Source organism: Protofrankia sp. Cj3 (assembly GCF_917627355.1).
Classification (GTDB): domain Bacteria; phylum Actinomycetota; class Actinomycetes; order Frankiales; family Frankiaceae; genus Protofrankia.
Genome location: NZ_CAKJTR010000065.1, coordinates 13,341 through 26,376 on the forward strand (window position 1 = coordinate 13,341; position 13,036 = coordinate 26,376).

The following is a 13,036-nucleotide window of genomic DNA, read 5'->3' on the forward strand; positions in this document are numbered from 1 at the left end:
ACGCGGCGCAAGGGGCCGACGAGGACGACGCCGCGTTCGAGGAGACCGCCGAGCAGGACGCCAAGGACGCGAAGAGCGCTCTGCTGTGCGGCAGGTGCGGCGCGCTGCACGCGCCCACCGCGACAGGCGCCGTCGCCCCGTGCGGATGTTCCGCCGCGTACCTGCGTACGGTGCGCCGGCTGCCTGGCCGGTCCGGGACGCCGCGTGGCTGCCTGTCGTGCGGCGCGCGCGGCACTGGCATGATCCGGCTGTTCGAGAGCGGCAACGAGGCCTCCGCCGCCGTCCTCGCGACAGCTCTCTACCAGGCGCTGCCTGCCGACGACGAGTTCGCCGGGCGGCCGGGAGGCGGCCGCAAGCTGCTGGCGTTCAGCGACAGCAGGCAGGCGGCCGCGTTCTTCGCGCCGTATCTCGAATCCAGCCACGCGCTGGTACAGCAGCGCCGCCTGATCCTCGACGGGCTGGCCCGGGCTACCGCGGCCGACCCCTCGTGCTCAGTGGACGACCTGATCGAGGCGGTGGCCGCCGAGGCCGGCGCCGCCGGGGTGTTCGGGCGCCGCGAGTCCCGGCAGGCACGCCGGCGGGAGACCGCCCGCTGGGTGGCGCGCGAGCTGATCGCCCTCGACGAGCGGCAGTCGTTGGAAGGTCTCGGCCTGCTGCGTGTCGCCTTGGACGTCGACCCGGCGTGGCGGGCGCCGGCCCCGCTGCTCGCGCTCGGCCTCACCGCCGACGAGTGCTGGCTGCTGCTCGGCGAGCTCGCGCGGACGCTGCGGTTGCAGGGCGCGCTGTCGATGCCGGCGGAGGTCGACCCAGCGGACGAGATGTTCGACCCGCGCCGGGGACCGATCTACGTCCGCGTCGACGGTGCCGAGGCAAAGCTCAAAGTGCTCAGCTGGCTGCCGACCCGCGGCGTCAACAGGCGCCTGGACTACCTTCGCCGCCTGCTCGGCACGGGCGGCGCCGACCCGCGGGAGACGTTGGCCGGCTGCTGGCGGGCGCTGACCGCCGTCCGGGACGGGTGGCTCGCCGGAACGGCGCTGCCGAAGATCGGCCAGGTCTACCGGGTCGACCACACCTGGCTGACGCTCGCGCCGGGCGGGGCAGCGGAGCTGTACCAGTGCGACGTGTGCCGTCGGCGGGTCTCCGCGTCCGTGCGCGGCGTCTGCCCGACCCTGCGCTGCGCCGGCCGGCTGGCGCCGGTGACCGCCGCCACCGACAATGACGACGAGCACTACCGGGCGCTCTACCAGCGCACCGCGCCGGTCTCCCTGACCGCCCGCGAGCACACCGCCCAGTGGACCGGGCTGGAGGCAGCCGACATCCAGCAGCGTTTCCTGGCCGGGGAGGTGAACGTGCTGTCCTGCTCCACGACCTTTGAGCTCGGCGTGGACGTGGGCGCGCTGAACGCCGTGCTGCTGCGCAACATGCCGCCCACCACGGCGAGCTACATCCAGCGGGCCGGACGGGCGGGCCGCCGCGCGGGCTCACCGGCCCTCGTGCTGACCTACGCGCAGCGCCGCTCCCACGACCTGTCCCGCTACGCCGCGCCCGAGACGATGCTGACCGGCCAGGTCCGCGCCCCCTACGTGCCGCTCGGCAACCCGAGGATCGACCGGCGCCACGCGCACTCGGTGGCGCTCGCGGCGTTCTTCCGCGACGCGAAGGAGAACACCGGCCAGGAGTGGAAGAACGCGGGTGCCTTCTTCCTCGGCGAGCGGGGCGGGGCTCCCGGCCGGCCGGGCCCGCCCGCCGCTCCGTCACAGCTGGTCCGCAGCTTCCTGACGCCGGTACCGGACGATGTCGACGCCGCGCTGCGGGCGGTCCTGCCCACGTCCGTCCAGGAACAGCTCGGCCTCGACTCCGGCGCCTGGGTGGACGAGCTTGACGCGCTGCTGGCGGCGGTCCGCGCCGAGCTCGCCCAGGACGTCGCCCTGTTCGAGGAGCGGCGCAAGGAGGCGTTCGAGTCTCGGCGCAGCGACATGGCCGCCCGGTTCGAGCGGTCCATCAACACGATCACCCGGCGGTCGCTGATCGGGTTCCTCGCCAACCGCAACATCCTGCCCAAGTACGGGTTCCCGGTCGACACCGTCGAGCTGCGTACGGCGCACTGCGACTCCCAGGTCGGGGCGCGCCTCGAACTGACCCGCGACCTGGCGATGGCGATCCACGAGTACGCGCCCGGCTCCGAACTGGTCGCCGGCGGTGTGCTGTGGCGCAGCGCCGGGATCTACCGGCTGCCCGGCCGGGAGCTCATCACCCGCTCTTACACGGTCTGCCGCGGCTGCCAGCACTACCGCGAGGGCGGCGACGACCTCGAACCGGCGTGCACCGCCTGCGGGCGGCCGGCCGACGGGCCGGTGCGGGAATACTGCGTGCCCGAGTTCGGCTTCGTGGCCGACCCACGCACCGCGAGGCCAGGCACTGCCCCGCCGCTGCGCGTCTGGAACGGCGGCGTCCACGTGGTGTCCCTCGGCGCGGAGCTCAGCGAGAGCCGCTGGCGGTCGGCGGACGGCGCGATGGCCTGGTGTCACAGCGGCACCCGGGGCCGGCTCGTGTCGCTGTCCGAAGGGCCGGGCGGCGCGGGCTTCCTGCTCTGCGACTGGTGCGGCTGGGGCGGCGCCAACCACGGCCGTGCGCCCAAGTCGCACCTCAACCCGCTGCGCGGCAAGCCGTGCACAGGCCTGCTGCGCTGGCGGTCGCTGGCGCACACCTACGAGACCGACATTGTGCGCGTCCAGGTCGACGCGCCCGGTCTGGGCGCTACCGGCTCCGGCGCCGACGAGCGGGCGCGGTGGCACTCGCTGCTCTACGCGCTGCTGGAAGGCTGCGCCGAGGGCCTGGAGATCAGCCGGGGCGACATCGACGGCGTCGTGCACGCAGGTGCTGACCAGCGCAGTGGTCTGGTGCTGTTCGACACCGTCCCCGGCGGGGCGGGCAGCGCGGCGCGTATCGCCGGGTCGCTGGATATCGTCGTCGACTCCGCGCTGCGACGGGTAAGCGCGTGCGACTGCGGCCTCGAGACATCCTGTTATGGCTGCCTACGGACCGTCGGCAACGAGCGCTACCATGAGGATTTGTCGCGCGGCGTAGCCCTGACCATTCTCCGGTCGTTGTCCGGACTGCGCGTCGACGATGACCGAGATGACTGAGCAGCATACCGAGCACCGTCTGTGAGCCATTCCGACCGCGTATTTGCTGGGATACCGAAGCCATGACAACGACAAGCGCCCAGGACCCACCGGGCACGCCGGGTGGCGCTTTCGGTATCGCGGCGTTCACCGCCGACGACCGCCTGCGCCTGTTCCACTTCGCCGCCACCGAGAAGCGCCACGAATACCTGTGGCTGCTGCGTGCCCTCGACCGGGCACGCGCCGACTATCAGGTGCTGGTGCACGTGGCCGATGCCCAGGCCGCGCTCGACGCCCTGGCCGAGGAGCGCCCGGACGCGCGGGTGCCCGACGTCCAGTCCCTGCTGGACTCGCTCGCCGACTGGAAGGTCCTCGACCGTTCCTATGACGGCACCCGGGCCGCGAACCTGGCCGAGTACCGCAACCGGCACTACGTCTACCAGTTCACCCAGGCGGGCTACCGCGCCTACCGGGCGGTGGAGGACGTGCTGTCCGCCAGCCTGGAGGACGCGCAGCTGTCGCGGCTGGTCTTCCCCGACATCCTGGCGGACCTGCGGGCGCTCGCCGAGGCGGTGCGCGAGGGCGACGCGCCGGAGGTGTACCGCAAGCTGTCCCGCCTCGACGGCGTCCTCGCGGACATGGCGCAGCGCGCCGCCCGGTTCTACCTGATGCTCGGCGACCTGTCGCGGACGAACGACACGCGCCCCGAGGTCTTCCTCGCGCACAAGGACGCCCTGCTCGCCCATATGCGCGAGTTCCATTCCGAGCTCAGCAGGTACGCGCCGCTGCTCGCCGACGCGGTCGAGGCAGTGGGCGCCGAGGGAGCGGACCGGGTCGCGGCGCTCGCCGCCGAGGCCGATGACTCCCTCTTCCGCTCCCGCGACCGGACCGCGGAGTGGCGACGGCGCTGGGCCGGCCTTGTCCAGTGGTTCGGTACCTCCCCGGGGGCAGCGCAGCGGGCCAGCGAGGCGGACCGGCTGCAGGACGCGACGATCACCGCCATCGCCAACGTCACCGCCTTGCTGCGGCGGGTGACGGAGTCGAGGAGGGGCGGCGTCAGCCGCGAGAGCCAGCTGCGCCACCTCGCGCAGTGGTTCACCAGCCTGCCCGCCGACACCGACGCGCACGCGCTGTACCAGGCGGTCTTCGGTCTCGGCGGGCCGCGGCACGTCGCAGCCGGCTACGAGGACCCCGAGCTGATCCCCAGCAGACAGTCCTGGTGGGAGGCCGAGCCGGTGGCGCTCTCACGCACCCTCGTGCGGGTCGGCCGCAGAACCGGGCTGCGGGGCCCCGGCCGGCTCCAGCGCGACGAGGCTGCGAAGGAGTGGCTGCGCGCCGAGCAGCTCAAGGCCACCACGCAGCGCCGTTCCGCGATGGGGCAGCTCGCCGGCAACGGCGTCCACGACCGCGTCCTCGACGAGGCGGAGACCGAGGCCCTGCTCAGCCTGCTCAGTATCGCCCTGGTCGCCCGGGTGCCGGTCAGCCGGACCGTAGACCCCGGCCCGGTCGCCGCCGGCTCCTCCGACGGTGTGCGCCTCACGCTGCGCCCCGCGCCAGGCGTCACGACCGTGCGGACGGTCCGCGGCAGGCTGCACCTCGACAGGCTGGCGATCGAGATCAGGAGCGCTGGCTCGGGGCTGGTCGCGCCCGCGCCCGCGGCGGCGGCGGTCTCGGCGTGAGGGTCGCGGAGAAGGTCAGCGCCTTAGATCTCGACGAGTACCAGCAGGCCGCCCGTCAGGTGCTGCGCCATCCGCTCATCACGGCGTCCTACCCGGACAGAGCCACCCTTCCGCTGGTCCGCAAGTGGGCATCGCAGCTGCGCGTGGACCTCGCCGAGACGCTCGGGTACACCCTGGTCAGCAACGGCGACACGGTCCGGCTGCGCCGCGTCCAGGACACCCTCGACGCGACCCGCCCGGCGTACACCCGGGCGAGGAAGCCCTTCGACCGCCGCCGCTACGCCTACCTCGTGCTCGCCCTGTCGGTGCTGGGCCGCGCCGGCACCCAGATCGCCCTGTCCGAACTCGCCGACGCGGTGGCCGCCGAGGCCGGCCGTGTCGACGGCCTCGGCATGGACACCGAGCGGAAGGCCGACCGGGACGCCTTCGTGGACGCGGTCGCGTGGCTCGAGACGCGGGGCGCGCTGCGGATGGCCGACGGCAGCGCCGTGGACTGGGTCAACGACCCCGAACACGCCGAGGCGCTCTACGACATCGACCGGGAGATCACCGGGGCGGTCTACGCCCCGAGCCGTGTCCTGCAGCACCTGAACTCGGTGACCGACCTGCTCGGCGACGCCGCGAGCGCGGGCCCGGAGCAGGGCATCAACGCCGAGCGCCGCCGCACCGGCCGCCGGGCCCGCCGCCTTGCCCTGGAACAGCCCGTCGTCTACTACGCGGACGTCGACGAGGGCCTGCGCGGCCAGTTGCGGGCCCCTGCCCTCGCCGAGGACCTGGAACGCCTCACCGGGCTGCCGCTGGAACGCCGCGCCGAGGGAGTCGCCCTGATCAACACGGGCGGCCGGCTCACCGACGTCACGTTCCCCGGCACCGGCACGGTCGCCCAAGCGGCGCTGCTGCTGTGCGCCCGGATCGCCGGCTACCTGGCGTCCAGCCGGCACCGCGTCGAGTTGCTGCCCGCCGCCACGGCGGCCGAGCGGCTCGCCGACGCTTCCGCCCGCATCGACGCGGCACTGCCCGCGCGCTCCGGTGTCACCGCCCTGCTCGCGGACGCCGGCCACGCCGCAGCCACCGACAGCGCCACAGCCACTGACAGCGCCGGGCGGCCCAGTGCCGCGGCGCCGCCCGGTGACGCCCTGCCTTCTGGTGACGCCATGCCTTCTGGTGACGTCGCGGCCGAGGCGACGAAGGCAGCCGGTCGCGAGGCCACCTATCCGTTCCTCAGCGACTCCTGGCTGCGGGCGGAGCTCACGAAACTGGTCAAGGAGTTCGGCCGCGGCATGTCCGAACGCCAGATCGCCGACCCGGCCAGTCTCCTCGACGACGTCCTGCACCTGCTCGCCAGCGTGGGCTTCGTGGCCCGTACCGACGGCGGCGTCCTCATCCTGCCCCTGCTCGCCCGCTACCGGGGCGTCACCGCCCAGCTCAAGGAAACGATCAAGTGACCAGGTACGAGCCCACTCGGGCCGGCATCATCAACATGTGGGACTACCGGGACGAGGAGTTCTCGTTCGCCCGCGGCTGGCTGATCCTGCGCGGGCCGAACGGGTCCGGCAAGACCAAGGCCCTCGAAGTCCTCTTCCCCTTTGTCCTCGACGGCCGGATCGACCCCAAGCGGCTCAACCCGTTCGCCGCCGGGGACCGGACGATGAAGTCCAACCTGCTGTACCGGGGCGCGGACAACGCGGTCGGCTACGTCTGGCTCGAGTTCCGCCACCGGGACACAAGGCAGGCGGTGACCGTCGGCATCGGGCTGCACGCCCAGCGGCACCGGGACACGCCGGTGCGCTGGCACTTCGTCGCCGATGGCCGGGTCGGCGAGGACTTCTCGCTGCTCACCGACGACGACCGGCCGATGACGCGCAAGCAGCTCGCCGAGGAGATCGGCGACGCGAACATCCACGCCTCGGCGACGGACTACCGGGCCGCGATCGACACCCGGCTGTTCGGCCTCGGCGCCGAGCGCTACGAGCAGCTGGTCACCCTGATCCTCACGCTGCGCAGGCCGCAGCTCGCCAAGAACCTCGACCCGGTCAGGCTGTCGGACACGCTGACCGACGGCCTGCGGCCCGTGGACGACGACCTCATCAACGAGGCGGCGCGCAGCTTCGACGACATGGAGACGGTCACCCGCACGCTGGAGGGCCTGGTGGCCGCCGACGAGGCGACCGCCGCGTTCCTCGCCAGCTACACGACCTACCTGCGCACCCACGCCCGCGCCGCCGCTGGCGCGCTGACCCGCCGACGCGAGGCGACGCAGGCCCAGCGTGCCGCGACCGTGGCGTACGAGGAGGCCGAGCGGGCCGCGCGGGACGGGCAGCGGGCCGCCGAGAACCACCGCGAGCAGGCCGAGACGGCCGTCGCCGGGCTGCGCGGCAGGATCGAGCAGCTCAGGGCGAGCAACGCCTACCAGGCGGTCGAGCAGATGGGCGACTTGGACCGCCTGGTCCGCACCTGCCTGCAGACCGCCAACGAGACAAGGGCCGAGTTGGACCGCCGCCAAGCGGCAGCCGCCCGCGCGCGGTCCGAGGCCGAGCGCGCGGGCGCCGAGCTCGCCGACCTCTCCGCGGCGGCGGCCCGCACCGCGGCGGAGCTCCTCGACCATGCGGCGCGGGCGGGGATCGACTGGCAGGCCGCCGACGCCGAGGCGGCTGGCGTGGTACGGCGGGCCAGCGCCCGCGCTGCCGTCCGCCTCGAGAACGTCCGGGCCGTCCGCGCGCCCGACGCTGAGCACCGCAAGGCCGAGCAGTCCCGTGACCTCGCCCGGATCGCCCTTGACCGCGCCACGCAGGCCCTCACCGACGCCGAGCAGGCCGAGCAGGCCGCCGACGGCGCGGTCGCCAGCGCCGTCGAGGCCGCCGGGCAAGCCCTGGCCGCCTGGTCGTCCCGGCACTCCGGACTGTTGCCCACGCACGGCTGGGCGGACCTCACCGAGGCGCTGGGCGACGCGCTGGCCCAGTTCGGCGAGCCGGACGCGGCGCTGCCGGAGAGCACGTACAACGCCGGGACCGCCCCGGCGGAACACCAGGTCCGCGACGAGCAGGCGGCCCTGCGCGCCCGGCACACCGCCCTCGTCACGGAGCGGAAGGCCGTGACCGCCGAGCGGGCCGCCATCGCCGCCGAGCGGGATGACGCCCCACCGCGACGTCCCGGACGTCCCGGACGGGCCGCGGACCGCATGGATGTCGCCGGCGCCCCGCTGTGGCGCCTGGTCCGCTTCGCGCCCGGCGTCGACGACACGCGGGCGGCGGCGATCGAGGCGGCCCTCGAGGCCAGCGGCATGCTCGACGCCTGGGTGTCGCCGGACGGCCACGCCGGCCTCCTGGCCGCGCCCGGCTATGACGGGTACCTGGTCCCCGGGACAGCCGTCACCGGGCCGAACCTCACCGACGTGCTGGAACCCGAGGACGACACACCCATGCCGCGGGGACTGGTCACCGCCATCCTGGCGTCGGTCGCGCTCGACGGGAGCCTGTTCTCCAGCGCCGCCGTGACCGGCAGCGACGGGCGCTACTCGCAGGGCATCATCGCCGGGCGGCACCACAAGGAGCACGCCGAGTACATCGGCGCGACCGCCCGTGCCCACCGCCGCGCCGCGCGGATCACCGAGTGCGACGCGAGGATCGCCACGCTGACCGCCGAAATCGCCGGCCTCGACAAGCGGGCACAAGCGCTCGCCGACACCCTGGCCGCGTTCGGTGACGCCCGCACGGACCTGCCCACGACCGGTCAGATCGCCGGCGCCCAGCGGGAACACAACCGGGCCGCCGGGCACCTGCGCAGTGCCCGGCACGCCGCTGAGCAGGCTCGGGTGAGCTTCGACGAGTCCGTCGCCGCCGTCACCGTGACTGAGCGCGCCCTGCGCCGGGCCGCTGCCGACAACGTGCTCACCCCCGAGAGCGCCGACCGGGTCGAGGACGCGACCCGCCGTTTCGAGGCAGCCGCCCGCGACCTCGAAGCCAGGTACCGGGAACGCGGGCGGCAGGCCGACGCCGTCGCCGACGCCCGCGACCGCGTCGAACACGCCGCTGCGGAGGAACAGGCGGCCGCCGGCACGCACCGCTCCGCGTACCGCCGCCATGCCGAGGAGAACGCGAAGCTGCAGGCGCTGCGGGAGTCTGTCGGCGCCGAGGCCCAGGAGGTGCTGGCGCGGATCTCGGCGGCCGAGTCCGGGCTGGCCGCCGCGCAGGACGAGGAAAAGGCCGCCCGCGGGGCCGAGATGGAGGCGATCCGGCTGGCGTCCGCCGCCAGCGAGCGGGTCGCCTCGGGCCGGGCGGCGCTGCGCGTCGCGCTGGACGAGGAGCTCACCACCGCCCGGAGGCTGGCTCCGTTCGCGGCCAGGGAGCTGCTCGACGTGCTGGCGTGCCCGCCGGGGCTGCGGTGGCCCGCGAGCGAGGAGGAGTGGACACGCGGCGAGACCCCGCCGGCAGCGCTCGCGATCCATGACGCCATCCTCACGGCCACCCGTGGCATGTCCGCGACCGAGACGTCGCAGAAGGCGTCGACCACCCGGCTGACCCGGGCGCTCGAGGAGCTACAGGCACAGCTCGCCGCGGCCGGTCAGGACTACCACCCCGCGTGGGACAGCCCGGACGGTGTGATCGTCGTGCGGATCGCTGACGAGCAGGGGCCGCTGCCCGCCGCGGCGTTCGCCAACCGGATCTCCGCCGCGCGCCGTGACCAGCACCTGCTGCTGTCCGACAGCGAGCAGCGGATCCTCGAGGACGCGCTGCTGACCCGGCTGGCACAGCAGATCCACGACCGCACCGTCGACGCGCGCGACCTGATCCGGGCGATGAACAGGGAGATGCGCGAGCGGCGGATGTCGTCGGGCAAGAAGGTCGGCGTGAGCTGGCAGATGTCCGATGCCCTCGACGCCGAGCAGCGGGCGGTCGTGAGCCTGCTCGACACGGAATCCTCCCGCCTGGCGCCGGATTCGCTCGCCCGGATGCGGGCGCACTTCGCCGATCGGATCAAGACCGAGCGGGCGCGCCACCGGGACCAGCCCTACCGCGAGCTCCTCGCCTCCGTGCTGGACTACCGGCGCTGGCGGCAGTTCTCGTTCCGTCTGGTGGGCCCCGAGGGCGAGGAGGAGACGCTTACCCGGGCCAGGCACAGCAGGCTGTCCGGCGGCGAGCAGTCGGTGTCGCTGCATCTGCCGCTGTTTGCGGCGGCGCATGCGACCCTGAACACGGCGCGCCCGGACGCGCCCCGCCTGCTCGCTCTCGACGAGGCGTTCGCCGGGGTGGACGACACCGGCCGCGCCGAGCTCATGTCCCTGGCGGCGCAGTTCGACCTCGACCTGTTCATGACCGGCTACGACCTGTGGGCGACCTCGGCCGTGGTCCGCGCCGCCGCGCACTACGACCTCGCGCACTCCCCCGTCCAGCACACGGTCAGCGCCCTGCTGCTGGTGTGGGATGGCAGTGAGCTGATCGCCGACGAGACCGGCACCCTTACCGCTCTCCTGGGCTCCCCGGGCACGCGGCGCGCGGCCACCTCGCCCCACCTCCTCCTGGCACCCCAGGTGTGACCGCCCGCAGATGATCGCATCGTCGGGAAGCGGCCGGTCCGGCCTCGCGAACAACTCGGCCCCCGCGTCGTGTTCGGGCCCAGGGCGCGCGGGCGTCGGTCACCCGTTGAGGAGGGTGATGCAGCGCCCGGCCGGGCTGGTCACGGTGGTGATCGCGGTGCGTTCGTCAATGGGAGGCGCGTTCGTGCGCTGGTCGAAGATCACAAGGGTGCCGATCGGCAACTGGAGCCGGTCGAGGTAGCGGTCCAGCTGCAAGAGCCCGGCCTTGAGCGGGTTGGATCTGCCGGTGCGCCAGGCCTTGATCTCAAAACCCTCGCGCTGGACCTGCCGCGGTCCCCCGCGGGGTGCGTAGGGCCAGCGGAGATGAAGGTCGATGCGGCCGGAGCCGAGCGCGTATTCGCGTTCGACCTGGCCGGTACCGTTGACGGCGCGCTGGAGGTAGCCCATGAGAATGAGCTGGGGCGCGGCCTCGTCGTAGTAGCCGCGGCTGGTGAGGAACTCGCCGTTCTCGATCCACCAGACCGCGAAGTCGGCGAGGACTCGCGGAAGATCGAAACTGCCGTCCGGGCGGACGAAGGTGCGGGGATCGGTGGTGATGCTCTCCTGCACGGAGGACGACAGGACGCGGACGATGACCTCGCGGTAGATCGGATTCGCGGCCCGTACGGGTGGGTCGGGCGCGATGAGGCCGAGATCGCGGACATAGCTGACGTCGTCGTCGTACGGGTCGAGGACGAGCGGGTCCCCGGCGATCAACGGAGCGATGATCTCACGGACACGGGGCTCGGCCAGCTTGGAGGCCAGCGAGTCCAGGTGGGTGGCGCGCGCAAGGACGAGCCGTTCCTTCGCGGCCTCGAGATGCTCACGTGTGATCGTCTCTGTGGCGGGCACGGCCATCTCCTCGACGACCTCGCGGGCCAGCGCGTTGACCAGCCACGGCTGGCCGCCCGTGAGCTCGTAGGCGTGCTCGACCGCGCCCGGCGCGAACGGCTGGCCGGTGGCGGCGGTGTGCTGACCGTAGAGCTCCGCCACCTCGTCCGCGGTGAAGTCGCCCAGCCTAAGTGACTTGAGTTTGATGTTGAACGGGCTCGACGTGCCCAGCCGCGACGGGTCACCACCGGCCGCCGCCCCGGGGACCCGCGGAATCGCGAAGCGATTTCGGGGGTGGCAGTCACGGACATCGCGGAGACCACACAGCACGACCGACGCTGGGAAGGGCGCTGTGGAGCGGGCGTTGTAGCCGTCCCGCACCTGGCTGAGCACGCTGATCAGCGACTGGCCCTGAAGGGCGTCGATCTCGTCGAAGAACAGGACGAGCGGACGTGGGCAGATCCGGGCCCAGGCTCCGAGCGCCTCGACGATCAGGGTGCCGTCGGAGGTCTCCGGCCACGGCGCCGGCCGCAGCTCCGCAGGCAGGGTGTCCTCGGCGCTGGAGCGGAGCCGGTCGAGAATCGCCCGGGACGCGGCGCGGATGTCGTCTCCCCAGGCGCGCCCGGTCTCGCAGGAGACGTGCACCGCGGCGTACTGGCCCCGCGTGGTCAGGTCGGCCGCGAGTGCGCGGAGCGCCGTCGTCTTCCCCGTCTGGCGGGGCGCGTGGACGACGAAGTAGGCCTTGAGATCCACCAACCCGGGTGCCTCCGGGAGGCGAGACAGCGCCGGAATCATGTAATGCTCCGCGCGGATGCACGGCCCAGCCGTGTTGAACCGACGACTCACCAGTCCTCCTCCCCGCCCGACTCGTGACTTCACTACCAGCCTACCCGCGATCGACGATCTATCTGTACGATGAGCGACTTCTCCCTGACTCGTCGCGATCGCGCGGACGGACCGAGCGCACATCGACAGCTGCGGAGGGGCGCGCCGCCTTTGTCACCCAGCTCGGCCGTGCCGTCCGACAGCTACATCAGCAGCGTCGAATCGCTGGCAATGCAGGTAAAATGCCTGCATGACTGCGATCACAATCCGCGATGTCCCAGACCTGACCCTGGAGGCGCTGAAGCTCAAGGCGGCACAGACGGGCCGTAGCCTGCAGGCCTACCTGCTCGACCTCGTCACCCGCGACGCCCGGACACCGACCCTGGCCGAGATGATGGCCCGCCTCGACCGCGAGACACACACCGATCTCGCGACCTCCGACATCCTCGCCGCGATCGACAAAGGCAGACAACGCGGATGACCGCCCCGGAAGCCGTCATCGACTGCTCGGCTCTGATCCGCACACTGACCGATCATGGCCCGACCGGCCAGGCAGTCCGCCACCGCCTCGCCGGCCTGACTACATTGGCCGCACCCGGCCTGCTCGACTACGAACTCCTCTCGGCCCTGTTCGGGATGGTCCGCGGCCGGAAGCTGTCCGCACCGGAGGCGGAGAAGGCCATCGGCGACTACCAGCGCCTGCCCTTCGTACGGCACGAGACACTGATCCTCTGGGAACGCGTCCGCGACCTGCACCACAACCTCAGCGCCTACGACGCCCAGTACGTTGCCCTCGCAGAGGCCCTGGGACTCCCACTGATCACCAGCGACGCCCGCCTCGACCGTGGCGCCGCCGCCACCTGCTCCATCGAAGTCTTCGCATAGACCGACACAACCGGACGCCGGGACCGGCGCCACTGGCGGCCGGGCCGCCGCGAGGCGGGTCTTCACCTGCGCGCAAACGGCTCGGTCAGATACGGGATGACAGTCATGTCCGCCATGAC

7 protein-coding genes are annotated in these 13,036 nt (G+C 72.9%); 6 read left to right on the forward strand and 1 reads right to left on the reverse strand.

Annotated features, from left to right (window positions below; genetic code table 11):
• The 4 genes from MJ783_RS11170 to MJ783_RS11185 form a co-directional block, all read left to right on the forward strand.
• Positions 1-3,146 (forward strand): Zn-binding domain-containing protein (locus tag MJ783_RS11170; RefSeq protein WP_239310334.1); only part of this gene is annotated, 3,146 nt, incomplete at its 5' end.
• A gap of 62 nt (positions 3,147-3,208) precedes the next feature.
• Positions 3,209-4,804 carry a TIGR02677 family protein gene (locus MJ783_RS11175; RefSeq protein ID WP_239310335.1) on the forward strand — a complete coding sequence of 532 codons (1,596 nt, stop codon included), beginning with the start codon at positions 3,209-3,211 and terminating at the stop codon, positions 4,802-4,804.
• Positions 4,801-6,249 (forward strand): TIGR02678 family protein, encoded by a 1,449-nt coding sequence (locus MJ783_RS11180; protein WP_239310336.1) that lies wholly within the window; start codon positions 4,801-4,803, stop codon positions 6,247-6,249. Before MJ783_RS11175 ends, MJ783_RS11180 begins: the two co-directional genes overlap by 4 nt.
• Positions 6,246-10,337, forward strand: a complete 4,092-nt coding sequence (locus MJ783_RS11185) for a TIGR02680 family protein (protein WP_239310337.1) — start codon at positions 6,246-6,248, stop codon at positions 10,335-10,337. Before MJ783_RS11180 ends, MJ783_RS11185 begins: the two co-directional genes overlap by 4 nt.
• A gap of 99 nt (positions 10,338-10,436) precedes the next feature.
• On the opposite strand, the gene MJ783_RS11190 is transcribed toward MJ783_RS11185, so the two are convergent.
• Entirely contained in the window at positions 10,437-12,053 is a 1,617-nt protein-coding gene (locus MJ783_RS11190; protein WP_239310338.1) for an ATP-binding protein, read from the reverse strand.
• A 229-nt stretch (positions 12,054-12,282) separates the two neighbouring features.
• On the opposite strand from MJ783_RS11190, the gene MJ783_RS11195 reads away from it, so the two are divergent.
• Both MJ783_RS11195 and MJ783_RS11200 read left to right on the forward strand, forming a co-directional pair.
• A complete protein-coding gene (locus MJ783_RS11195) occupies positions 12,283-12,513 on the forward strand; it encodes an antitoxin (RefSeq protein ID WP_239310339.1) in 231 nt (76 codons plus the stop codon).
• Positions 12,510-12,917 carry a type II toxin-antitoxin system VapC family toxin gene (locus tag MJ783_RS11200; RefSeq protein ID WP_239310340.1) on the forward strand — a complete coding sequence of 136 codons (408 nt, stop codon included), beginning with the start codon at positions 12,510-12,512 and terminating at the stop codon, positions 12,915-12,917. Before MJ783_RS11195 ends, MJ783_RS11200 begins: the two co-directional genes overlap by 4 nt.
• Positions 12,918-13,036 lie beyond the last annotated feature (119 nt).

Bases quoted from the DNA above. Each gene is read 5' to 3' on its own strand.
- MJ783_RS11200 (WP_239310340.1), top strand. From the start codon at position 12,510: ATGACCGCCCCGGAAGCCGTCATCGACTGCTCGGCTCTGATCCGCACA.
- MJ783_RS11175 (WP_239310335.1), top strand. From the start codon at position 3,209: ATGACAACGACAAGCGCCCAGGACCCACCGGGCACGCCGGGTGGCGCT.
- MJ783_RS11195 (WP_239310339.1), top strand. From the start codon at position 12,283: ATGACTGCGATCACAATCCGCGATGTCCCAGACCTGACCCTGGAGGCG.